14 protein-coding genes and 1 pseudogene are annotated in these 23,536 nt (G+C 70.3%); 2 read left to right on the top strand and 13 right to left on the bottom strand.

Annotated elements, in window-relative coordinates; genetic code table 11:
* Positions 1 to 10: 10 nt before the first annotated feature.
* The 9 genes and pseudogenes from ACFW9Z_RS16920 to ligD form a co-directional block, all read right to left on the bottom strand.
* A complete protein-coding gene (locus tag ACFW9Z_RS16920; RefSeq protein WP_384640791.1) occupies positions 11 to 1,099 on the bottom strand; it encodes an amidase family protein in 1,089 nt (362 codons plus the stop codon).
* Positions 1,100 to 1,369: 270 nt separating this feature from the next.
* Positions 1,370 to 2,827: a penicillin-binding transpeptidase domain-containing protein gene (locus ACFW9Z_RS16915; RefSeq protein WP_384640788.1), complete on the bottom strand. Its 1,458-nt coding sequence runs from the start codon at positions 2,825 to 2,827 to the stop codon at positions 1,370 to 1,372.
* A complete protein-coding gene (locus ACFW9Z_RS16910; protein WP_384640785.1) occupies positions 2,824 to 4,203 on the bottom strand; it encodes an FtsW/RodA/SpoVE family cell cycle protein in 1,380 nt (459 codons plus the stop codon). Before ACFW9Z_RS16910 ends, ACFW9Z_RS16915 begins: the two co-directional genes overlap by 4 nt.
* Before the next feature lie 156 nt (positions 4,204 to 4,359).
* On the bottom strand, positions 4,360 to 4,857 hold the full coding sequence (locus ACFW9Z_RS16905) for an SH3 domain-containing protein (protein WP_384640782.1): 498 nt from the start codon (positions 4,855 to 4,857) through the stop codon (positions 4,360 to 4,362).
* Positions 4,858 to 5,033: 176 nt separating this feature from the next.
* Entirely contained in the window at positions 5,034 to 6,392 is a 1,359-nt protein-coding gene (locus tag ACFW9Z_RS16900) for an ATP-binding protein (protein ID WP_384640779.1), read from the bottom strand.
* A 143-nt stretch (positions 6,393 to 6,535) separates the two neighbouring features.
* A pseudogene (locus tag ACFW9Z_RS16895) lies at positions 6,536 to 7,285 on the bottom strand (hypothetical protein); the annotation flags it as partial.
* 115 nt (positions 7,286 to 7,400) lie between these two features.
* Positions 7,401 to 7,715, bottom strand: a complete 315-nt coding sequence (locus tag ACFW9Z_RS16890) for a zinc-ribbon domain-containing protein (protein ID WP_384640776.1) — start codon at positions 7,713 to 7,715, stop codon at positions 7,401 to 7,403.
* On the bottom strand, positions 7,712 to 10,048 hold the full coding sequence (locus tag ACFW9Z_RS16885; protein WP_384640773.1) for a HEAT repeat domain-containing protein: 2,337 nt from the start codon (positions 10,046 to 10,048) through the stop codon (positions 7,712 to 7,714). The genes ACFW9Z_RS16890 and ACFW9Z_RS16885 overlap by 4 nt, the downstream gene beginning before the upstream one ends.
* A 373-nt stretch (positions 10,049 to 10,421) precedes the next feature.
* Positions 10,422 to 11,321: a non-homologous end-joining DNA ligase gene (gene ligD, locus ACFW9Z_RS16880; RefSeq protein WP_384640770.1), complete on the bottom strand. Its 900-nt coding sequence runs from the start codon at positions 11,319 to 11,321 to the stop codon at positions 10,422 to 10,424.
* A 68-nt stretch (positions 11,322 to 11,389) separates the two neighbouring features.
* Here ligD and ACFW9Z_RS16875 point away from each other — a divergent pair, with 68 nt between their 5' ends.
* On the top strand, positions 11,390 to 12,538 hold the full coding sequence (locus ACFW9Z_RS16875; protein WP_384640767.1) for a Ku protein: 1,149 nt from the start codon (positions 11,390 to 11,392) through the stop codon (positions 12,536 to 12,538).
* 80 nt (positions 12,539 to 12,618) lie between these two features.
* Positions 12,619 to 14,511, top strand: a complete 1,893-nt coding sequence (locus ACFW9Z_RS16870) for a protein kinase (protein WP_384640764.1) — start codon at positions 12,619 to 12,621, stop codon at positions 14,509 to 14,511.
* Here the strand turns inward: ACFW9Z_RS16870 and ACFW9Z_RS16865 are convergent.
* The 4 genes from ACFW9Z_RS16865 to ACFW9Z_RS16850 all read right to left on the bottom strand — a co-directional run bounded on the left by ACFW9Z_RS16865 (position 14,480) and on the right by ACFW9Z_RS16850 (position 23,521).
* Positions 14,480 to 16,237, bottom strand: a complete 1,758-nt coding sequence (locus ACFW9Z_RS16865; RefSeq protein WP_384640762.1) for a hypothetical protein — start codon at positions 16,235 to 16,237, stop codon at positions 14,480 to 14,482. The genes ACFW9Z_RS16870 and ACFW9Z_RS16865 overlap by 32 nt on opposite strands.
* Before the next feature lie 155 nt (positions 16,238 to 16,392).
* Positions 16,393 to 17,226: an alpha/beta fold hydrolase gene (locus ACFW9Z_RS16860; RefSeq protein ID WP_384640759.1), complete on the bottom strand. Its 834-nt coding sequence runs from the start codon at positions 17,224 to 17,226 to the stop codon at positions 16,393 to 16,395.
* 1,250 nt (positions 17,227 to 18,476) lie between these two features.
* The gene (locus ACFW9Z_RS16855) at positions 18,477 to 21,557 is read right to left on the bottom strand and encodes a type III restriction-modification system endonuclease (RefSeq protein ID WP_384640756.1); all 3,081 of its coding nucleotides are present in this window, start codon (positions 21,555 to 21,557) and stop codon (positions 18,477 to 18,479) included.
* Between the two features lie 5 nt (positions 21,558 to 21,562).
* Positions 21,563 to 23,521, bottom strand: a complete 1,959-nt coding sequence (locus ACFW9Z_RS16850; protein ID WP_384640754.1) for a site-specific DNA-methyltransferase — start codon at positions 23,519 to 23,521, stop codon at positions 21,563 to 21,565.
* Between the last annotated feature and the right edge of the window lie 15 nt (positions 23,522 to 23,536).

Raw genomic sequence — 23,536 nt, 5'->3', positions numbered from 1 at the left:
GGGTGCCGGGTCAGCGCCGTACAGCAGGCAGGGCGCCCTCCACCGCGCGGGCCATCGCGAGCAGCCGGGCGTCCGTCCCGTGTGCCGCCACCAGTTGGAGGCCGACCGGGCAGCCGTCCCGGGTGAAACCGGCGGGCAGGCTCGCCGCCGGATGGCCGCTCAGGTTGAACGCCCAGGTCAGGGCGGTGGAGTAGAGCTCACCCGGGCCCTCGTGGCCGTGCGGGCGGTTCGGGGTGGTCGGGGTCAGCAGGAGGGGTACGGCGGTGAAGAGGGCGTCCAGGCGGTCGTCGTTCGCCCGCCGGACCGCCACCGCCTCCGGGTCCCCGGGCGCCCCGCCCCGTACCGCCTGCCAGGCCCGTGCCGGGTCGAGCAGACCGCAGCCGTGCTCCACCAGGCGTACGGTCCCCGAGGCGACGAGCCGGTCCACCGCCGCCCGGACGACCGCCGCCACCTCCACGTCCACGTCCGCGAAGCCGAGGTCCTCGCTGTACACGGCGGGCAGGGGCAGCGGGGGAGGGGCGGCGGGCTCCTCGTACCCGTCCAGCACATGGCGTACGTACGGCTCCGCATCCGCCGCCGAACGGGCCAGCACCCCCGCCGACGCGAGGCCGGACCGGTCGGGCGAGGGGAGCAGCCCGTTCGTCGTCTTCAGCCCGAACACCCCGCACCAGGCGGCCGGGATGCGCACCGAACCGGCCCCGTCGCTCCCCGTCGCCAGCGCCACCATCCCCGCCGCCACCGCGACCGCCGAACCCGCCGACGAACCGCCCGGCGTCCGGTCCGCCCGCCACGGGTTGACCGTACGGCCGTGCGCCCCCTGCCCCCAGGTCTGCCAGACCGTCCCGGGGCCGGGGACCGAGGTCGCCCCGACCGGGACACCGCCCGCCGCGATCAGTCGACGGGCCGCGTACGAGCGGATTCCGGTGAGGCCCTTCACGGCGAAGGGCAGTCCGCGCAGGGGGAGATGACGTGCCGCCGGTTCGCGGGCGAGGGCCTCGGCGGGCCAGACCTCGATGAACGCCCCCAGGCCGGGGTCGAGCCGGTCGATCCGCTCCAGGGCCCGCGCCACGGCGGACGGTGTCCTCGTCGCCCTTGTCATGGACCCAGTCTCGCCGGAAGGCAAGGTGCCCGGCTCGCCGGAGGGTACGGCGCCCGTGTCACGGGAAGGCAGGGGCCTCGGTGACGCCGGAAAACGAAGCCCAGGTCTCGCCGGAAGACGAAAGGCCCAGTCCCGCCGCAAGGCAAGGTCCAGTCCCGCCGCAAGGCAAGGCCCAGGTCCCGCCGCAAGGCAAAGGCCTCGGTCACGCCGTAAGGCCGAAGCCCGGTCTCGCCGGAAGGCAAAGGCCCCAGTCCCGCCGCCCCGCACAGGTCACCCCTCCAGCGCCGCCTCCATCACCGCCCGGGCGATCGGGGCCGCGCTGCCGCCGCCGCTGATGTCGGCCCGGTTCGCGGAGGCGTCCTCCACCACCACCGCGACCGCGACGGCCGGGCGGCCGGAGTCGGGGGCCTGGGCCCAGGAGATGAACCAGGCGTACGGGAGGCCGGAGTTGTCGATGCCGTGCTGGGCCGTGCCGGTCTTGCCGCCGACCTTCACCCCGGCGATCGCCGCGTTCGACCCGGTGCCGTTCTCCACCACGTCGACCATCATCCGCTGGAGCTGCACCGCCGTGGAGGGGCTCATCGACCGCTCGTAGGGACGCGGTCCCTGCTGCCGGACCGTGTCCCCGTCGGCGGCGGTCACCCGGTCGACCAGGTACGGCCGACGCAGATCGCCGCCGTTCGCCACCGCCGCCGCGACCATCGCCATCTGGAGCGGGGTCGCGGTCGTGTTGAACTGGCCGATGGAGGAGAGCGCGAGCTGGTCGTCGCTCATGTCGGTGTCGAAGTTGCTCCGCGCCACTCCTGACGGGATGCGCAGCCCGGTGTCGTTGAAGCCGAACCTCCCCGCCGCCTCCGCCATCCCCGACAGCCCGACCTCCACGCCCAGATGCGCCATCACGGTGTTGCAGGAGACCCGGATCGCGTCCGCCAGCGAGGCCTTCTCGCAGCCGCGCGCCTCGTTGGGGAGGACCGTTCGCGTGTTCGGCAGGACGTACGGCGACGGGGTGTCCGTCGGCGCGTCCGCGTCGGTCACCACCCGGGCGTCCAGGGCCGCCGCCGCCGTCACGATCTTGAAGGTGGAGCCCGGCGGATAGGTCTGCCGGATCGCCCGGTTGAGCATCGGCAGGCTCTTGGCCGCGTTCAGCCGGGTCCACGCCTCGGTGACCGCCGAGCCGGTGCCGGAGAGCCGTTCGGGGTCGTACGAGGGGGTCGAGACCAGCGCCAGGATCTTGCCCGTGGAGGGCTCCAGGGCGGCGACCGCGCCCCGCCGCCCGCTCAGCCCGGCGTACGCGGCGCGCTGCATCGACTCCTTGACGGTCGTGACGACGTTGCCGCCCGGCTGCCGGCCCCGGGTGAACTCGTTCCAGAAGGGGAGCGGCGCCAGCAGCGAGTCCGTACCGGACAGGACGTCGTCCTCGGCGTGCTCCAGGAGCGTGGTGCCGTACGTCTGCGAGGCGTACCCGGTCACCGGCGCGTACAGCGGTCCGTGCAGATAGGTGCGCTCGAAGCTGAGCTGCTCGCCGGTCTCCTTGTTGCCCGTCACGGGCCGGTCGCCGACCAGGATGTTGCCGCGCGGCTGGTCGTAACGGGCAATGGTGTTACGGCGGTTGGCCGGGTTGTCGTTCAGCTCCTCGGCCTCGAAGAGCTGGATGCGGGCCGCGTTGGCGAGCAGCGCCACGAGCAGCAGCAGACAGAGGGCGGCGGCCCGCCGGATGTAGCGGATCACCGGTCCTCCTCGGCGGACGGGGCGATGACCCCGGTCTCCACCTGCTCCGGGTGCGGTCTGCGCGCGACATCGCTGAGCAGGATCAGCAGCGCCACGATGATCCAGTTGGTGACGACGGACGAGCCGCCCTGGGCGAGGAACGGCATCGCCATTCCGGTCAGCGGGATCAGCCCCATCACCCCGCCCGCGATCACGAACACCTGGAGCGCCAGGATCGAGGAGAGCCCGATGGCCAGCAGCCGCCCGAACGGGTCGCGCAGGGCGAGCCCGGTCCGGTAGCCGCGCGCCACGAGGAGCGCGTAGAGGAGGAAGACGGCGGTCAGGCCGCTCAGCCCCAGCTCCTCGCCCGCCGTCGCCAGGATGAAGTCGGACTTGGCGGCGAAGCCGATGAGGATGGAGTGGCCCGCCCCGAGCCCCGTCCCGAGCATGCCGCCCGCCGCGAACGCGAACAGCGACTGGGCGAGCTGGCCGGGCCCCCGCCCGGCGTCGATCGAGGCGAACGGGTCCAGCCAGTCCTGCACCCGGCTGTGCACATGCGGCTCGAAGGAGCCGACGACAAACGCCCCGACGGCGGCGAGCAGCAGCCCGACCGCGATCCACCCGGTCCGGCCGGTGGCCACGTACAGCATGATCACGAAGAGGCCGAAGAAGAGCAGCGAGGTGCCGAGGTCCCGCTCCAGCACCAGCACGCCCACGCTGAGCAGCCAGATCGCCACGATCGGGCCGAGCACCCGGCCGGTGGGCAGTTGCAGCTTCCAGAACGTGCGGCCGGTGTACGCGAGCGCGTTGCGGTTGGCGGCGAGGTAGGCGGCGAAGAACACCGCGAGCAGGATCTTGGCGAACTCGCCCGGCTGGAAGGAGAGTCCGCCGACCCTGATCCAGATCTTCGCCCCGTTCACCGCCGGGAAGAAGATCGGCACGATCATCAGGACGAGCGCGGTGGCGACCGAGAGGTACGCGTAGCGCTGGAGCACCCGGTGGTCGCGGAGCAGGATCACGACCACGGTGAAGAGCGCGACCCCGAGCGTGGACCAGATCAGCTGGGTGGGGGCGGCCTGGTCGCGCGGGGTCTCCAGGTCGAGCCGGTAGATCAGCACCAGGCCCAGCCCGTTGAGCAGGACGGCGATCGGCAGCAGCAGCGGATCGGCGTACGGGGCCCGGAAGCGGACGGCGACATGGGCCAGCAGGGCGAGCATGCCGAGCCCGGCACCGTAACCGGCGACATCGGGCGGTACGGCCCCGTCATGGGCGAGGCCGACGGCCGCGTAACCGTAGACGGAGATGAGGACGGCCCCGATGAGGAGCGAGAGCTCGACCCCACGCCGTCTGGGCAGCCGGAGCTCGGGCGGGGGAGCGTCCGCCGACGTTGCGGTCATGGACCGCAACGTAGCAAGAGGTGGGCCTTATTTCCCTTATGCCATAGCGCGTCCGCTGCCATAGCGCGTCCGCCGTCATGGCGCGTCTGCTGTCATGGCGCGTCCGCCCGGGGGGCTCGTGGCTCCCCGGGCGGACAGGCGTGCCGGGCGGTGCGGTCAGCACCAGCGCGGCGCCGCACCGATGTTCTCGATGTAGCGGGCCGAGCCCCAGGCCCAGGTGCCGTCGGTCAGCAGGTACCAGCGGTTGTTGCCGTCGACGTTGTCGCCCGTGGTCTTGCAGAAGATGTTCACCACCGTGCCGTACTTGACCGAGCCCACGACCCGGCTGCTGCGGGTCGGGCGGTCGCGGAGCAGCAGGTTCGGCTTGGCGATGACCCGTCCCTTGTAGGTCCGCTTGGGCGCCTGGGGCTTGGCCTGTCCCTGGGCCTGGGCGTCCTGCCGGGCCTCCTTCTGCTGCGCCTCGTGCTCGCGCTGGAGGGCCGAGGCGGAGAGCTCCTCGGACGCCGGGGCCGATGCGGCGGCCTCGCCGCGCTGGCCGGCGGGGCTGGGGTCCGCCGCCAGAGCGGGAGCGGCGGCCGTGACCGCCGCGAGGGCGCCGGTGGCGACGCAGAGACCGATCCGGCGGAATCGCGAGGGGCGGGAGAGGGGGGACATGCTGCCTCCATGGGGCATGGGAAAGGAAAGAGGACCGTGGGGGACGCGAGCCGGGCTCGCCCTGGTCGCGGGCGAATCGGGTCGCCCTGGTCATGGGCGAATCGGCTTGCCCTGGTCACGGGCGAATCGGGCTCGCACTGGTCACGCTAGGTTCGCCACGCAGAGTCCGCAACGCGTTACGTAGAGTGACGCACATCCGGATCGATGGTCCCCGGGCCCTCGTCGCCCGTGCTTCCGGCCTCGTCGCCGTCGTCGAGGCGTACGTATTCCGGCAGCGTCAGCCGGGCCAGCGCGCCGCCGTCCGGGGGACCGGTGAACTCCAGCCGGGCCCCGATCGCCGTCGCCTGGCCCACGGCGATGGTCAGCCCGAGCCCGTGGCCCTTGCCCGCGCCGTCCGTGCGGAACCGCTGCGGACCGCCCTCCAGGAGGTACGCCGGAAAGCCCGGCCCGTGATCCCGTACGGAGACCACCGCGCCGTCCACGCCCACCACCACGGGCGGGGCGCCGTGGTGGTGGGCGTTGGCCACCAGGTTGCCGATCACCCGCTCCAGCCGCCGCCGGTCGGTCTCCACCCGCGCCGGACGCGCGACCCGCACCTCGGTCTCCGTACCGGATCCCCGCACCACCCGCTCCACCAGCGGGGCCAGATCGTGCACGGCGAGGTCGACCTGCTCGGTACGGGCGTCCAACCGCGAGATCTCCAGCAGGTCCTCGGTCAGCGAGCGCATCGCCCGCACCCGGTCCCGTACCAGCTCCGCGGGGCGCCCCGGCGGCAGCAGCTCGGCGGCGGCCGAGAGACCGGTGAGCGGGGTGCGCAGCTCGTGCGCCACATCGGCGGTGAACCGCTGCTCCGTCTGGAGCTTGCGCTGCAGGCTGGAGGCCATCGTGTCCAGGGCGCCCGAGACGATCGCCACCTCGTCCTGGCCGCGCACGGGGCGGGCCGTACGGGGGTCGCCGACCCGGGCGTCGAGGTCGCCCGCGCTGATCCGGCGGGCCACCCGGGCCGTCTGGTGCAGCCTGCGGGTCACCCGGCCGACGGCGAAGAGGCCGACGGCCAGGGTGGCGGCGATGGCCAGCAGCGAGGAGCCGATGATCGCCCGGTCCAGGCCCGCGATGGTGTTGGCGCTGTGGCTGTAGTCCGTCCAGGTGGCCAGCGCCCGCCCGTCCGCCGGGCCCGCCGCCCACATCGCGGGGCCGCCCCGCCCGTCCGGGTCGCCCGGCCGGTGCGGGCCGTCCGCGACCATGGTGCCGCGCTCGCCGCCCGCCGCCAGGGCGCGCAGGGAGGCGGGCAGGCCCGCCGGGTCGATACCGGAACCCCTCGGCAGCGGTTCCCCGGCCTCGTACGCGTCGGTGACCACCTCCAGCCGGGCCAGCGCCTTCTCACGGGCGTGGGAGACCGTCTGCCGGGTGACGGCGGTGTGCACGAGGACGCCGAGCAGGGCGGCGAGCGTGCAGCACATGGCGGTCAGGAAGACTGCCGACTTCCAGGTGAGGGTCGAGGTCCAGGCGGGGGAGCGGAATCGGCGCCGCTTCATCGGCCGTCCGCCGTGGGGGAGGCGTCTGCGGAGGGGGAGGCGTCCGAGGAGGGGAAGCTGTCTGCGGAGGGTGAGCCGCCTGCGGAGGGCGAGGGGAGGCTGTCTGCGGAGGCCGAGGGGAAGCCGCCTGCGGAGGTCGAGGGTGAGCCGTCTGCGGAGGCCGAGGACGAGGTCGGGGCCGGAGCGGTCCGGGAGCCCCCCGGTGCTGGGGCCGTGCTCTCCCCCCGCCGCTCCGGCGCCCGCAGGATCTCGTCCCGGGTGGCCAGCATCGCCTGCTGCCGGTCGTCCCAGGACCAGGCGGTGCGGTACTCGTACCCGGAGATCACCGAAGGCGCCCGCAGCACCAGGTCCCGGCCCGCCCGCTCCACGCTGATCACGGCGTCCGTCGTGGACATGATCCGGGTCAGCGCACCCCGGTCGGCCCGGTACGCGCGCACGGTGAGCTGTCGTTCGGGCATCCGGATGCCGAGCACCAGTTCGTCCCTGCCGTCACCGGTCAGGTCGAAGTAGTACGGGGCCAGGACCGGGCAGTCGTCCGGTGCCGTGCGGCAGGCGCGGATCTGCCGCACGGTCCCGTCGGGCAGCTCGTCCAGCCCGCTGTCCCGGTCGGTCCTGGCCTTCAGTCCGGCCTGCGCCACCGCGACCGGGTCCAGCCGGTGCACATCGTCGCCGGGCACGGTGATCCCGGGGATACGGGCCGTCTCGCCCTCCCCGTAGTCGTACGGGGCGGCCGAGGCGGGCGGCAGGTCGGGCCAGAGGCGGGCGGGTCCGACCGCCGAGGGGGCCTCGCCCTCGCTCTCCAGGCCTCCGGCCGCGCCGCAGCCGGAGAGCAGGGCGAGCGCGGCCACGGCGGCCAGGGTGGACGCGACGGTACGGACGCGGTCCGGGCGCACGGCTCACCCTCCTCCTCGACCCTCTTCGACCTCTTCGACGACAGAGGGACACCCTAAGCGGAAGGCCGGGCGCAATGCCCACTTCGTCCCTTACGCGACCGTACGCCCAGGCGGGTCAGCGCTGGTAGGGGTTCTGCCCCGGCTGCGTGAAGCCGGGCTGCTGCGGGGGCTGCCCGGGCCCGCCGTCAGGTCCCGCCGCGTGCTGGGCGAGCAGCTGGTCGGCCTGCTCCTTGGGTATCTGCTGCTCCCCGCCGCAGAACGTGCACTGCGTCGCGAACTTCGTCGAGAACGGGAAGAGCGGCACGAAGAACAGCGTGAACTTCGAGACCCGCTTGCGCAGGGTGTGCGCCGCCGGATTGCCGCACCAGCCGCACACCATCGTCAGGATGGCCAACTGGTACAGATACCCCTTGGTACCGAAAATGATCATGCCGTGCTCCCTCTCCCCGTCTTCCCCGTCCCCCGGAGTGCCTGCCGGCACAGCGCCAGGAGCTTCTCGTCCTCGTAGGTGTCATGGCTGCCGTACCCACCGTCCAGCGCGTTGTGACGGCGTACGGAGGAGAGCTCGGCGCGCAGCATCTGTGCCGTCGCCGACGCCGGATCGACCGGTCCCGTCCGCGCCAGGCATTCTGCCACCCGGACCCGGACGTGGCGGTTCTTCTCCCAGGCCGCGAGCAGGACTTCGGCGCTCTCCTCCGGCCGGCCGCAGACCTCCCGGAGCGCGATCGCCGCGTCCACCCGCAGCCACAGCTCGTCGTGGGCCAGCAGCCCGCGCAGCCGGGGCGCCGCCACCGCCGCGTGCGGCCCGAGCGCCCCCAGCGCCGCCGCGGCGGCCCTCCGGTCGTGCACCTGGTCCGACTGGAGCCCCTCGATCAGCACCGGCAGCACCGCCTCCCGGTCCCCGGCGACCGCCCACAGCGCCTCGGCCGCCTCCGTGGCCGTGCCCGGCCGCCGGAGCAGCGCCCGCAGCTCCGGCACGGCCTCCCGCGCGGCGGGCCCGAACGAGCCGAGCGCCCGCAGCGCCGCCGTACGCAGCCACTCGCCCCGGTACTCCGGCGCCCCGCGCAGCACCCGCAGCACCTCCGGCGTCGCCTCGCCCGCCCGCAGCCCGGTCAGCCCGGCCAGCAGCGGGCTCGCCCGGTCGTAGGCCCCCTCGTCCAGCTCCACCCCGGCGAGCCTGCGCCGCAGCGCCCCGGCGAGGGGCTGGGCGGCCGGTCCCAGCCGGGCGACCGCGAACCCCACGTCGTGCGGCACCTCCGGCAGCTCCAGGGCCGCCGCCAGGGCGGGCACCGCCCGGACGTCGCCGAGCCGGGCCAGGGCCTTCACCGTGGAGCCGAGCCCCGGCGGACCGCTGGCCCACTCCTTCACCCAGCCCCCGGGATCGGCGGCCAGCCGGGCCGCCAGCGCGTCGGCGGCCGGGGCGGCCAGCGAGAACAGCTCCTCCAGTACGTGGGAGGCGGCATCGGCCAGCCGGGGATCGGGGTCGGCGAGCTGGGCACCGACGAGCGTCACCAGCTCCTCGTACGAACCGCGCCAGGCCCGCATCAGCCCGCCGCTCATCCGTACGGCGTCGATGCGCTGCCAGCGGTCGGGGCTGCGGAGCTGGTCGACGAGGAGAGCCGTACGGTCGCCGACCCGGTCGTCGAGGCCGACGTGCAGGGTGCGCAGCAGATCGGCGGCCCAGGGGGCACCGCGCCCGGCGCTCTCCTGGGCGGAGAGGGCGCGCAACTGGCCCACCAGGGTCGGCGCCGCGACCTGGTCGGTGCGGGGGAGGTCCGTACAGCCGCCGGGGTCGGAGTCCGGGCAACCGACCCGGTCGGCGTCCGCGCAACCGACCGGGGGGTCGGCGTCCGGACAGCTCACGGGGTCGGCGTCGGAGCGGTCGGCCGCCGGGTCTGCGGCCTGGGCTGCGGTCGGCTCCGCCCCGGTGTCCGGCCCCTGCCCCGGCCCCCTTTCCAGGCCGTGCAGGTCGTGCAGGCCGTGCAGGTCGTGCCGCTCGTACCGGCCGCGCTCGTGCTCCGGTGTGCCGCCCGAGGCCTCACGCAGCTCGCGCAGCAGCGCCGACACGACCGGCACCACATCACGGGGCAGCTCGTCGGGCGCACAGCGCGCCAACTGGGCCAGGGCGGCCAGCCGCAGCCCCGGCGCGTGCACCCGGTCCACCAGCCGGGTCAGCCACTCGGCCACCCGCCCGGCCAGCGGGCGGTGGCGCAGGGCGATGCGCCCGGCGGCCTCCACGAGGGCGAGCCGCACCTCCTCGTCGGGCTCCACGGGCAGCCGCTCCCGCAGCAGCGCGAGGACCCGCACGGGGTGCCGGTGCAGCGTGGCGAGGGCCAGCGGGGCGGCCAGCCGCACCCCGGGGTCCTCGTCGGCGATCAGCTCGAAGAAGACCCCCGCGCCCGCGGTGACCGCGGCCGCCGCCATCGCGTAGTTCGCGGCGCCCTCGATCTCGTCCTCGTCGATCTCCGCCTCGTCGTCCTCGTCCAGGTCGAAGCCGCCGATGCTGGTGAGCAGCTCGACGACGCTGCCCCGGTCCTGCACGGCCGGGTCCACGGCGAGCTCGAAGAGGAAGGGGATGCACGCGAGGGTGCAGGCGTAGACATCTCCCTGGTGGTGCACGGCTCCGTACATCCCGTCGAGCGCGCTCTCCCGTTCCGCCGGATCGGCGGAGGCGAGCCCCCGGAGGAGCTCCGGCACGTCGTCGGCGGGCCCGTAGGCATGCTCCATCGAAGCCCAGTCGACCTCATCGATCCCCGAGAACACGCCATCCCCTCCCCACGTCACGGCAGCGTCCCGGAGCGGCACCCGCCACCGGCACACCTGTTCCCACACCCCTGGCGGCACGTTCCGAAGAAAGCGCCTGCGCAGAGTGTGCACCACAGGTCCGACAATCCACCCGCCACTTGTGGCCTTTCCTCATGCCGTGACCAGGTCATGACCCTGTCATGACTGGATGGCGGCAGGAGAAGCTGTGAGCCCTCTGTGAATCGGCGGGGAATCGGCCGGATTCGGCAGGGAATCGGCGTGGAAGCGGCAGGGAATCGGCGTGGAAGCGGCGGGGAAGCGGTGTCGATCGGCGTGGACCGGCGTGGACCGGCGGAGGAATCGGCTGGGCAGCACCGTGGATCAGAGCGAATCAGCGTGAACCGACGGGCAGCGGCCGGGCCCGGTCCGGGTCGAGCAGGGGCCCGAGCAGATCCCCGTACCGCTCCAGCCGTACGGCCATGTCGTCCGCGCGGAAGACCAGCGCCTCCGGTGTCCGGCAGTCCGCGATCTCGTCCCAGGTGAGCGGGGCGGAGACGGTGGGCTCGGCCCGGGCCCGCAGGGTGTAGGGGATGGCGGTGGTCTTCGACGCGGAGTTCTGGCTGAAGTCCACGAAGACCTTCCCCGGCCGCAGGGCGCGCTTCATCCGGTGCAGGGCCAGTTCCGGCAGGGCGCTCTCCGCCTCCACCGCGAGCCCTTTCGCGTACGCCGACACCTCGGCCGACGGCGTCGGCTCCAGCGGGACGAGCAGATGCAGCCCCTTGGAGCCGGACGTCTTCCCGTACGCCGACAGGCCGTCGGAGGCGAGCCGCTCCCGCAGCCACAGCGCCACCGCACAGCACTCCACGACGGTGGCGGGGGCGCCGGGATCCAGGTCGAAGACCATCCGGTCGGCGGTCCCCGGGGCCTGGGCGCGCCACTGCGGGGTGTGGAACTCCACCACCAGGTTGGCCGCCCACATCAGCGCGGGCAGCTCCTGGACCACCACCTGGCGGGCGGCCGGGTCCTCGCTGTGCGGCACGGGGGCGGTGCGCACCCAGTCGGGTGTACCGGGCGGCGGGTTCTTGGTGAAGAAGACCTGCCCCTCCGGCCCGTCCGGATAGCGCAGGAAGGAGAGCGGGCGGTCGCGCAGATGGGGCAGGATCGCGCCCGCCGCCGTGGCCGCGTAGTAGTGCAGCACCTCGCCCTTGGTGGTCCCGGTGGCCGGATACAGCACCTTGTCGAGGTTGCTGAGCGAGAGGCGCCGCCCCTCCACCTCCGTGATCGGCGTCATACGATAAGAGTCACACGAATCGCATGAAAGCCGCCCAGAACATCTGTAACGGCCAAAAGGGGTGAACGGTGAGGTCCATATGGAACGGCGCGATCTCCTTCGGGCTGGTCAGCATCCCGATCAAGCTGGTCAACGCCACCGAGAACCACGCGATCCACTTCCGGCAGATCCACCTCGCCGACGGTGGCCGGATCCGGTACCGCAAGGTCTGTGAGCTGGACGAGGAGGAGGTGTCCGGCGGCGAGATCGGCAAGGCCTACGAGGACGCCGACGGCACGATGATCCCGATCACCGACGAGGATCTCGCCCAGCTCCCGCTGCCCACCGCCAAGACCATCGAGATCGTCGCCTTCGTGCCCGCCGACGAGATCGACCCGCTCCAGATGGACGCGGCGTACTACCTCTCCGCCAACGGGGTCCCGGCGGCCAAGCCGTACACCCTGCTGCGCGAGGCCCTCAAGCGCAGCAACAAGGTGGCCGTCGCCAAGTACGCCCTGCGCGGCCGCGAACGGCTCGGCATGCTCCGGGTCGTGGACGACGTGATCGCGATGCACGGCCTGCTCTGGCCCGACGAGATCCGCGCCCCCGAGGGCGTCGCTCCGGAGACCGACGTCACCGTCCGCGACGCCGAACTCGATCTGGCGGACGCCCTGATGGACACCCTCGGCGAAGTCGACATGGCCGGCCTCCACGACGACTACCGGGAGGCGGTCGAGGCGCTCATCGCCGCGAAGGCCTCCGGCGAGGCGGTGCCCACGGCGACATCCGAGGACTCCGGTGGCGGCAAGGTCATCGACCTGATCGCGGCCCTGGAGAACAGCGTCCGCGCCGCGAAGAAGTCCCGGGGCGAGGGGGAGGGCGACGAGGAAGGAGACATGGCGGACGTCCACCCCATAAAGAAGAAGACGAAGACGGCACAGCGGAAGTCCGCGTCCACGCCCAAATCGACCGGCACGAAGAAGTCCACGGCCTCGACGTCCTCCACGTCTTCCGCCGCCTCCTCGTCCGGCACCGCCAAGAAGAGGACCCAGAAGAAGACCGCGTCCAAGTCGACGTCTTCTTCTGACGCTTCCAAAGGCTCCTCCGGAACGTCCTCGGCGACCTCGGCATCCTCGGCGTCCTCGGCATCCTCGGCGAAGAAGCGGACGTCGTCGTCCGGCGGCCGGAGCACCACGAAGAAGACGGCGGCCTCCTCCCGCAAACGCGCCTCGGCCTGACCCGCTCCGCAGGGGGCTGCCGCGTACCGATCCCCGGCCCCGGCTGCCCTCTGTCGTACGTCCCCCGTACGCTACGGCGCATGAGCGCAGAGGCCCCCTCGGGACGGGTGATCGACGGCCGCTTCACCCTGGTGGAGCGGCTCGGCAGCGGCGGCATGGGCATGGTCTGGCGGGCCCACGACGAGGCCCTCCATCGCGATGTCGCCCTCAAGGAGGTACGGCCCCCGGACCCGGCGCTCGCGGAGTACGACCCCGAGGGTGCCCGCACCCTGCGCGCCCGGGTCCTGCGCGAGGCCCGCGCGCTGGCCCGCCTCGACCACCCGAACGTGGTCACCGTCCACCACATCGTCGACCCCGGCGAGGATGGCTACCCCTGGATCGTGATGGAGCTGGTGGCCGGCTCCTCCCTCCAGGACCGGCTGGCCGAAGGGCCCATGGACCCGGCCGACGCCGCCGAACTGGGGCGCGGCATCCTCTCCGCCCTGAACGCCGCCCACGCCTCCGGTATCCAGCACCGTGACGTCAAGCCCGCCAACGTCCTGCTGCGCACCGACGGCCGCCCGGTCCTCACGGACTTCGGCATCGCCGCGATCCGCGAGTCGACGAGCCTCACGATGACGGGCGCCCTCATCGGCTCGCCCGACTACATAGCCCCCGAGCGCATCCGGGGCACCGAGGGCGATCCGTCCTCGGACCTCTGGTCGCTCGGCATGATGCTGTACGTCGCCGTCGAGGGCCACCACCCGCTGCGCAAGGCCACCACGCTGGCCACCCTGGCGGCGGTGCTCGACGAGGAGGTCCCCCCGCCGGTACGGGCCGGAGCGCTGACGCCCGTCCTGACCGCACTCCTGACCCGGGACATCCCGGCCCGCCCGGACGCCGCGACCCTGGACCGGATGCTGGCGGAGGCGGCGAGGCCGGCGGCCACTCCCGCACAGCCCACTCCGGCACAGCCCACCCCCGTACAGCCCACTCCCGTACAGCCCACCCCCGACCCCAGGAGCGCGTACGGCTCGCCCCCGCCCACCGACACGCCTCCCTCGCCGTCCCCCGCGCAGCCGGCCCACCCACCGACCAGTTTCGGCCACCCGTCGGCCTTCCCGACCCCGGTCGACGCATCACGCAACCCATACGCGAACAACCCGTACGCATCCCCCGCCACGCCCCCGACGGCATCCCCGGCCACGGTCCCGACCACCTCCCCGACGGTCACCGACGACGAGGAGCGCAGACACCGCCTCCTGCGCCGGACCCGGGTGATCAGCACGCTGGGGACCATCGTCTCGGCGGCGGTGCTGGTGGGCGTCTTCTGGATGATCGACCCGTCGTACTTCAGAGGCGGCAGCGACGACAGCGCGAAGGGGAGCGACCGCCCCGACACCACGGCCAGCGCCCCCGCGAACGACCGCAGCGCCTCACCGCCCACCGCCGGGGGCCGACCGGTCGTGGACGACGAGAAGCCCGGGACGGACGGCGACGACGACGGCGACAGCGACGGCGACGACGGGGCGGAGGCCGCCACCGACCTCCTCACCCCGGACGGGGCACGGCAGGCCATCGCCGCGCTGAAGCCCCTGATGGGCGGGACGAAGGTCACCGACTTCACCCTCTACGACAAGCACGCCTCCGCCCAGGCACCGCTGAAGTCCAACTCCCGCCTCTACGACCGGTTCAGCTACCGGGACGGGCAGGCCAAGAACGACGACATGGGCGGCACGCTCATGTCCGGCGACCAGCCGGTCGACCTGGACTCCGTCGACTGGGATGCCCTGCCCGCCCTGCTCAAGGCGGCCAGGACGACCCTCAACGTCACGCAGCCGGAGAGCAGTTACGTGATCGTGGACCCGTCGTCACCCTTCCACGGCGACCGCCCGGTGCTGCGCGTCTACGTCTCCGACAAGTACGGCGGCGCCTTCCTCACCGCGGACCTGGACGGACGGGTCATCGAGAAGAGCCCGCGCGAGAAGGGCTGAGCGAGGCGGGCTTGACGAGGTCGGACAGGTCGGGCAGACGGGGTATACCCGGCAGGCCGGGCTCCAGCAGGCTGCGCTCGACGACATAGGTGCAGCTCGTGTACGTGTACCCGGGCTGGACCTTCGACCCCGCCGCGTAACTGTCCACCCGGGACGACGCGCCCGTACCGTGCTTGTAGAGGAAGTGGTAGTCGCCCGCGGGCAGTTGGAGGCGCGCCTTCGGGTAGTTCCGGCCGCTGGCCTTGCAGGCGAGCCGGGGACCGGCCGACGCGCTGTAGCGCTTGCAGTCGCCGCAGGGCTTCAGCGTGACGGTGCCGGTGACCGGGCCGGTGTAGAGCACCTCGACCGCGTTGGGCGCGTCGTTGCTGATGACGAGCTCCATCCGGGGCCCACCGGGGTTGCCCGAGGGCGGCAGCCGCTTGCCCGCCGCAGGCCGGTGGCCGGCTATCTCGGCGGCGGTGGCGATCTTCCGGGCCTGCGCGGCCCGCCCGTCGCTCTTGTAGGACCGGGCGAAACTGTCCAGCGTCAGCCGGGCCTGGTGGAACTTCTCCTCCTTGAACTGGGCGACCCCGCAGGCGTACTCCCCGTCCTGGATCCCCTTGCCCGCCCTGGTGCTCAGCCCCGGCACGTGCTCGGCGGGGAGGGCGGTGACCGTCGTACGGAGGTCGCGCAGGGCCTCGGTGGCCGCACAGGGCTCGCCGCCCTTCACCTCCGCCACCTGACCGTCGATCCGGCCGCCGATCGCCGGGGCCACCTGCCGAGCGGGCGCGGACTCGGGGAACGTACGCAACAGCTCACCGAACTCCGAGGAGCCCCCGCCGGTCCTGCCCAGGCGCGAGACCCCGCACCCGTAGAGCGATTCGGCGAGCGGTTCGTCGGGCCAGGCGGCGAGCTCGCCCAGCAACTCCCTGTCCACCGAGCCCGGCAGACCCCGCAGATACGTCAGCGGCTCGACGGCCTTGCAGTGCTGCTTCTCGGTGTACGGAGCCGAGACCGCGTCGTAGTACGCCTTCAGCCGGTCCGGGAGGAGCTTGGCCGCCCGGGAGTCCGGGTGGTCCTTGCCGAGCGTGCCGTAGATGCCGAGCGCCCTCTCGTACTGGGCCTTCGCCGTCCCGAACGGCTGCGGCGACGCGGCGGCCACCCTCCGGTCCCCGTCCTCCAGCCGATCCAGCAGCATCTGCTCCCGGGCCTCGTCCCGCGCGGCCCCGTACGCCACCACCCCACCGGCCGGCGCGGCCAGCAGCACGACCCCCAGCCCGGCCGCCACCACCGGCCGCCACGACCCGCCGACGGCCGACCGCAGAGCGATCCGGGCCCCGTCGGCGGCGGCGAGCACGAGCAGGAAGAGATATACGGCGACCACGCGCGCGGGCACCCCGTCCGGATCGGCGGGCAACGCCACGAACAGCAGCACCCCCGTAGCGACCCAACACGCAATGGCCCGCCCCCAGCGCCCCAACAGGGCGTAACCGATCCCCAGCCCACTCAGATTGAGCACCCCGGCCGCAACGGCCCGCAACCCGGCCCCGGGAGGCGGCGGCCCGACGTCCGGCGCACCGGAGGGAGGCGGGGGAGGCCCGAACGAGGGCGGGCCGGAGGGCGGCGGTCCGGCATCCGGCGGCCCTGATGGCCCTGAGGGCGGCGGCGGGGGAGGCCCGAAGGAGGGCGGCTCCGAGGGCGGAGGCGGAACAGCCGCACCGAACCCGTACCGGTCACTGGACTCCATAACGGCCCCCCGCCGTCGCCCCTCACAAGTCCCCGTCACTCTGCCCGGTTCCGTCACGTTTCACGCACGGCCGGGGCCACGGCCTTCACATCCGAGGAGCCCCGACGGCACCGGCCGACACCGGCCCAGGTGAAAGCCCCGAGTCCCGTGGCGCGTCAGGGCAGTTCGCGGAGGAAGGCCAGGAGCGAGGCGGTCAGAGTGGCCGGGGCGTCCAGCGGCACGAGGTGCCCGGCGTCCGGGATCACGGTGAGGGAGGCACCCGGAACGAGGGAGGCCAGCTCATGGGCCTTGGCCACCGGGATCCAGGTGTCCTCCGCGCCCCAGCAGACGGCGACCGGGAGTTCGAGCTCCGGGTACAGACCCTGTACCTCGTCGGTGTACCGCTGATCGGCCTGGGCGATCTGCCGGTAGAAGGCGGCCTGGCCCGCCTCGTCCGACCAGGGGACGACCAGCCGGTCGGCCACATCGGACCGCAGCCCGGGAAAGCTCGCCGAGCCCACGTACTCCCGGACCAGCGCGCGGTGCAGGGCGGGCGGCAACTGTTCGAAGACCTCGCTGTTGCGCCCCACCAGCCGGAAGAACGGCGAACCCCAGGGAGCCAGGGCGACGGGATCGACCAGGGCCAGCCCGCGGTAGGCGGCCCCGTGCAGCAGATGGGCCCGCAGAGCGACGGCGCCGCCGAAGTCATGGGCGATCACGGCCGGGTCCGCCAGCCCCCAGTGGCCCAGCAACTGCGTGAAGACCCGGCCCTGCGCGTCCAGGGAGACGTCCTGCCCCTGGGTCTTCGCCGAGGCGCCGTACCCCGGCATGTCCCAGACGAACACCCGGTACTGCTGCGCCAGGGCCTGGGCCACCTCCCGCCAGACGAAGGAGGAGAACGGCGTCCCGTGCAGCAGCACGACGGGCTCCCCGCCCCCGGGCCCCAGCCGGTCCCAGCGGACCGTGCCGGAGGTACTGGAAAAGCTCTCGCGCAACTGCCAGTCGGTCATGTCCCTGCTTCCTTTCCGGATTCGAACCTGTGCACCCGGCTGCGGAGGCCGCCTTTGCCTGTTTTCATGTCGGTTTCAATGTGACCGCCCAGAAGGCGGGTTTCTCATTCGGTGCGGGTTGGGATGTGAGCCGAAAGCGTCGGCGATGTCTGACGCGACTGATGGGTGAGAAGGCCTGTGACCGCAGGACCGGCAGAGCGGTCCAGCCCTGGTGTGCGGATTCCTGGCGCTGCGGTGGAGCGGCCGTCGACCCAACCACAGCAGATTCCGGCCGCTGCCGGGCCCGAATGCGGCAGAATGCCGGTCGGCGAGGTGAGACACGGGAAAGGAACGCGCGTGCATGTGCAGGAGATGACGTTCAGCAAACTGGCCTACGGCGAGGCACAGTTCCAATCCCCACTGTATCAACTTCCCGTACCTGACAGCGTGACGAGCTAAGTCAGTTGTGGGATGACCTGCTCGAACTCGTCGAGGACGAACGGGCGGGAGGAGAGGGCGGCCCGCGCCACGACCTGATTCTGGGCAACGGCTACCAGGACCGGAACGACCGCTGGGCACGGTCTCTGTTCTTCGTCCCGGCCTCCCGTACCCGGGACGTGCTCGTCGTCACCTGGCACGGTGAACCAAGCCGGTTTCTTGCTCCGCTTCTCGGGGGCAGCGTCTCTGCCCCAGGTAGGCAGCTTGTCTGGGGCTGTGTCAGTGGTGCTGTCCCGCGCGTGCCCGGTGGAGCGGAAATACCCTACGTGTCACCACTTCTGAGCTTCAGATACTGCGTCGTGCCGAGGCGGCTGGTGCGGCGTAGTGGCTGAGCTCCATGCGCTGACGGTCGGCTGCGGCTGGGGGCTGACGGGTTCAGGTCCCACCCGCGCTCGGTTGCGACGAGCTCCGAAACAGCTTCACTCGCCCCGGGCGGTCCCATACCTCAGGAGTCTGCTGTCATGATCCCTCCCAAGCCCGCCGACAAGCCCACGCTTCCTGCCGCTCCTGCCGCTCCTGCCGTCGTATCCGCCGGAACCAGGGTGTCTCGTCGCGTCGCTGCACTGGCGGCCGCCTGGACGGTGGCGGTTGCTGGGGTGTCCTCCGGTGCCACCGTCGCCATCATGGGTGGCGGCGGCCAAAACTCGCGGAGCGAAGCGTACTGAGATTTGTGGGGCGACGAGGTGGATGGTGGGCGGGGCCGCGATGAGTAAATGCGTGACCTACCCGGGTGTGGGCGCCGCCTGCTGGGTGGCCTGCGGCGCCCCACATTCCTACACCTTGACGATCTGCATCAGGTCGCCGTAGCTGGTGACGACGCCGTAGGTCACGTCCTTGCCGTTCTTCTCGTTCAACGAGGCGAAGAACTTGCGGGCGCACTGGATCTTGGCATCCTCGATTCCCTTCAACTGCATGGACTCGAGAGAACCCTTGGTCTCCGCGACGAAGTACATGCGCTTGGCGCTGCCATCGGCAAATGCGATCGCCCAGTCGGGGTTGTAGCTCCCGACCGGGGTCGGGATGGAGAAGCCCCGGGGGAGCTTCGCGTACACCACGACCTCGGTGCTGGCCTCCAGCTCGGAAACAAACTCACGTTCGATATTTGAGTCGGTGACGATGTAGTCGTAGATGTGCTTGGAGAGCTTTGCGTCGCTGCTCTTCAAGACCTGCTTCGTCTGGTTCGCCGTGAAGATCGCCGAGTCGAAGCGGTCTTCCAGAATGTCGTACGTGAGGTGTTCGACGATGACGGTCGCCTTCTGCTCGTTGATGAGCCGGGCAGCTTCGGCGAGGAACTGCTCAGGATTGAGCCGGAACTTCGCGAACGTACCTGGCGCGACCGCACGCAGGATCGCCGCAGCCGCGCGCCGGGTGAGCTGTGTACGGGCGGTGATGTCACCCAGCAGGTCGTATTTCACCTGTGAGCCTGCAGTCGCTGTCTCGTTGTGAGTCTCTGTGCTGGTGACGGCGAACCCCGTGCCGCTGGCCAGCTGGTCGGCTTCGAGCCGTTCGCTCTGTCGGCCAGCCTGTACGACGTACTGCGTCGGAGCGACGTGGAGATGCTGGTCGAGCGCGGCGACGCACTTACGGATCAGCTCCTGGGAGTCGAACTCGACCTGGTAGACGGCCTTGTGGTTGATCCGGCTCCAGAGTTCCTGGAACTCCCGCTTCTCGAAGTTTGCTTTGTTGAGAGGGATCTTCTTCGGCTTGCGGTCGTCCTGCGGCTCCGGCAGGGCGAGGTCCAGCGTGTCGACGAGCGGCACAATGGACTTGATGAGCGGTTTGAGCAGCTCGGAGGTTGGCTCGGCGAGGGTGCCGGCGTCCCTCGACTCCTTGTAGGCAGCGGAGAGAGTGTCGTCCTCGTTGAGGTAGTCATTCCTTACGAGGTACTTGTACGTCGCCTGCGCGAGCGCCTCATCGACCACTCGCTCGCCATCTGAGGTCTGGATGGTCTTGCCCGTGAAGAACTTCACGCTCGCCTTGCGCGGACGTGCAGTCAAGGACTCAGAGATCTCCTTCTGGAGCCCGGCGACGAAGTTCGAGTAGGACTCGTCGGTTACGACGGTCAGCTCGTTGATGTCGTGCACGGTGACCGGGTTGTCCATCCGCTCGCCGTACTGGTCGACCGACAGCCGCAGACCGCGACCGATCTCCTGGCGGCGCGAGACGGTGTTGTCGCTCTTCTTGAGCATCCCCATCACGAACACATTGGGGTTGTCCCAGCCCTCCCGCAGCGCCGAGTGGGAGAAGAGGAACCGCACGGGTTCGTCGAAGGACAGCAGGCGTTCTTTGTCCTTGAGGATCAGATCGTATGCGTCGGAGTCGGTGGACTGCCCCTTCTCCTCGCCGCGGGCACTGATCTTGCCGTCGACCTGCCGCTTGGACTTCTTGTCGATGGAGAAGTAGCCCTCGTGCACGGCCCGGACCTTGTCGCGGCGCAGGTAATGCCGGTACGTGGCGTCGGCCTCGTCGAGCTCCAATTCACCGAGCACCTCGTCGCGGATCGCCGCGTACTCCTCCTCGAACATCCGGGCGTAGTCGCCGAGGGTGTCCTCACGGTCGTAGTCGCGGTACTTCGCGACCTCGTCGATGAAGAACAGCGAGAGCACCTTGATGCCCTGGCTGAACAGTTCGCGCTCCTTGTCGATGTGGGCACGGACGACCTCACGGATCTGGATGCGCCGCTTCGTCTCCTCGGTCACATCGAGGTCGGCCAGCTGGCCGGCAGAGACGACGTCGCCGTTGCTCAGCTCGATGACGTCGCGGGTGGCGTCGATCTCCGTGATGAAGAGGCCCTTGTACGCCTCGAGCCCGCTGGAGATGTCGTGCAGGTTGGCACCCAGGTCAAGCCGCTTTACCTGGCGCTTGATTGCCCCGCTCTTCGTTTGCACCTCGATCTCGACCCGAGCACGGGGCTTCGCACCCTTGGCGATCTCGATCGCTTCGAGATACAGGTACGCGCTGGATCCGGCGAGTCCCTTGACCGTAATGCCGCGGACGGCGATCTTCTTGACCAGCTTCTGGTTGTACGCGTCCACCGCGTCGAGACGGTGCACCTTGGTGTGCTCGACCTTGTGGGTCGCCGAGTACCGCAGCACCATCAAGCCTTTGAATCTCGACAGAGCTTCGAGGGACTTCGCAGCACCGATCTTCTGTGGTTCGTCGATGATCACGACAGGCCGGTTCGCGCTGATCACATCGATCGGGCGGCGCGACTGGAAGTCATCCAACTCGTCGTAGATGCGACGGTTGTCTCTTCCCGTGGCGTTGAACGCCTGGATATTGATGATCATCACCTGCACGCCGGCATCAGAGCTGAACCTCTCCAGCTCGTGCAGCTTCGACGAGTTGTAGATGAACGAACGCGGCTTGGTCCCGAAATGCTGCTGGAAGTGCTCCGCCGTCACGTCGAACGTCTTCTTCACGCCCTCGCGGATCGCTACCGAGGGAACAACGATGATGTACTTCGACCATCCGTAGCGCTTGTGCATCTCCATGATGGTCTTGATGTAGACATAGGTCTTTCCTGTGCCTGTCTCCATCTCGACGTCAATATTCGGAGCGCCGGGTGCCGCTTTGCTGTCCACCAACTTGGCGGACAGCGGCAGATTCCGGGAACGCTGCACCCCGTGCACGTTGTTCAGCAACTGAGCACCGGTGAGCATGATGTCGGCGTTCCGCAGACCCGAATCCGGTGTCTGGTCTGCCTCGTTCAGCGTGGGGTGCGAGCGAAAACCCGACTTTCCGGGGTCGATTCGGTAGGGGATGCCGTCGTGCTTGGGCTGCCCAGTGAATACCTTGACCACGGATTCGACGGCGTCGGTCTGGTACTGCTGGGTCTTGAACTGAAGTTTCATCCGGATCAAATCGCCTTCACGTCTGTAGTCGGCGAGAGCTCACGGAAGATTTGCTCAGCGTTAATACGGGCAGCATCCGAGTCAAAGCCGGAGTCGCGGAAGACCGCGCGTAGCGGCTCTCGCTTGGCAAGCAACCGTACGAGATCGGGGCTCACGTTGTCATCGAAGCAGGCAATCAGGACATCGTCCTCCACCACAAAGACCTCGTAGCCTTCGACCCTCTCGACAGCGATCGGTGTGGAGATCTCCAGACCCCAGTTCAGCAGGACTTGGAAAAGTAGGTCCTCGCCGGACCGCCCAGGCTTGATGCTGTGCTCCAGCTCGTCCAGCTGGAGTTGGTCGGTGTCGTCAGGTGAGCGCAGAACGTCTGCCATGTTGGAAGAGTCGATGCGGAGCGTCCTGAAACCGATATCGAGACGGTCTCCAGCCGTGTCCGTCTCCTCGCGGAGCTTCAGGCCTGCCTGCCGAATCCGTTCGCGAGCAATCTGCCCGATCTGAGTGAAGCCGGCCTCACGGGCACCGGACTTCTCCGGCGTCTCCTCGTCGAGTTGAACCACGATGAAACGCCGAGACCCGCCGTCGATCGAGTTCAGGTGCATCACTGCATGCGCGGCGGAGCCGGACCCCGCGAAGAAGTCCATGACCAGGGCATCCCGGTCCGATCCCGTCACGACGTCGAACCACCTCGCCAGGACGTACTCATCCTTGGGGTACTCGAAGACGCCAGGTCCGATCAGGCGCGCCAGACGTTGCGAAGCAGTCGTTCGGATCTGAGTGAAGACCGACTCGGCGACTTGAACATCCAGCTCTTGGAGAAAGGTCTTCCCCCGCGGAATCTTCTTCTCGTCCTGCCCGAACTCGACTAGGCCGGCTTCGATCTCCTCCTTGAGCCTGGCTTCGGTGAACCTCCACCCAGTGCTAGGGATCGAGACCGGCTTGCCCGTGACCGGGTGGAGCACCTCGAAACGCGGTCCGCCCCCTCCCGGCCAACCGAGGTCCTTGTCCGCGTTGTAGATGCGGCCGGTGTCGTCGATGTTCTTGAAACGTGTTACGGAGGCAGTAATGTCCGACTGCTTTGAGAGCCATGCACGGTAGATGGACGTTGCTGCCACGGCATCGTGACCGCTCTCGGTCCATGCCTCGCGCCCTGCGGCCAATGCCTCGTCGACACCGGTCTTTCGCTCTCGCCATCGAACCCCGAGCTCCTGAAGGCGTGCCTCGTTTCGCGCGTAGATCAGCAAGTAGTCATGTCCGACCGAGACGTAGCGAGAGTCGTTTTTGCGACCCCCCTGCCAAACGACGGTCGCAATGTAATTCCGTTCACCGAACGCCAGATTGGCGACCTCGCGCAAATTCGCCATTTCGGTGTCGTCGATCGACATGATCAGGACCCCGTCGTCGGCCAGCAGGTTTCGTGCGAGTACCAGCCGCGGATAGATCATGCTGAGCCAGTCAGAGTGAAATCTTCCATTGGACTCCGGGTTCACGTGGAGACGAGCGCCCGCGTCGTCGGTCTGACCGGACCGCCGCAAATACGTGCTCGTCGACTCCGCGAACTCGTCGCGGTACACGAAGTCGTTTCCGGTGTTGTAAGGAGGGTCGATGTAGATGACCTTGACTTTGCCGAGGTAAGACTCTTGGAGTAGCTTCAGCGCATCGAGGTTGTCACCCTCGATGAAGAGATTTTTCGTGCTGTCGAAGTCCACCGACTCCTCGCGAAGGGGACGCAGCGTCTTCGCGATCGGTTTGTTGGCGGCGAACGCCGCTGCCCGCTTGCCTGGCCAGTTGAGCTGATAGCGCTCCTTCGGGCCCTCGACTACATGGTCCGAGAGCTCCTGGCGCAGGAGGTCGAAGTCGATGGCCCGCTTGGGGTTGCCGTCAGCGTCGAGAGTCTCGGTGACGACGGTCGGGAACAGCTCGGCGAGCTTGTCGATGTTGGAGTCGGTGAGATCGGACGACGTCATACGCAGTTTCTCCAT

Origin of the sequence: Streptomyces sp. NPDC059452, assembly GCF_042750035.1 — a bacterium.
Classification (GTDB): domain Bacteria; phylum Actinomycetota; class Actinomycetes; order Streptomycetales; family Streptomycetaceae; genus Streptomyces.
Note: the sequence above shows the minus strand (reverse complement) of the source record. Positions and strands in the feature narration are given on the sequence as shown.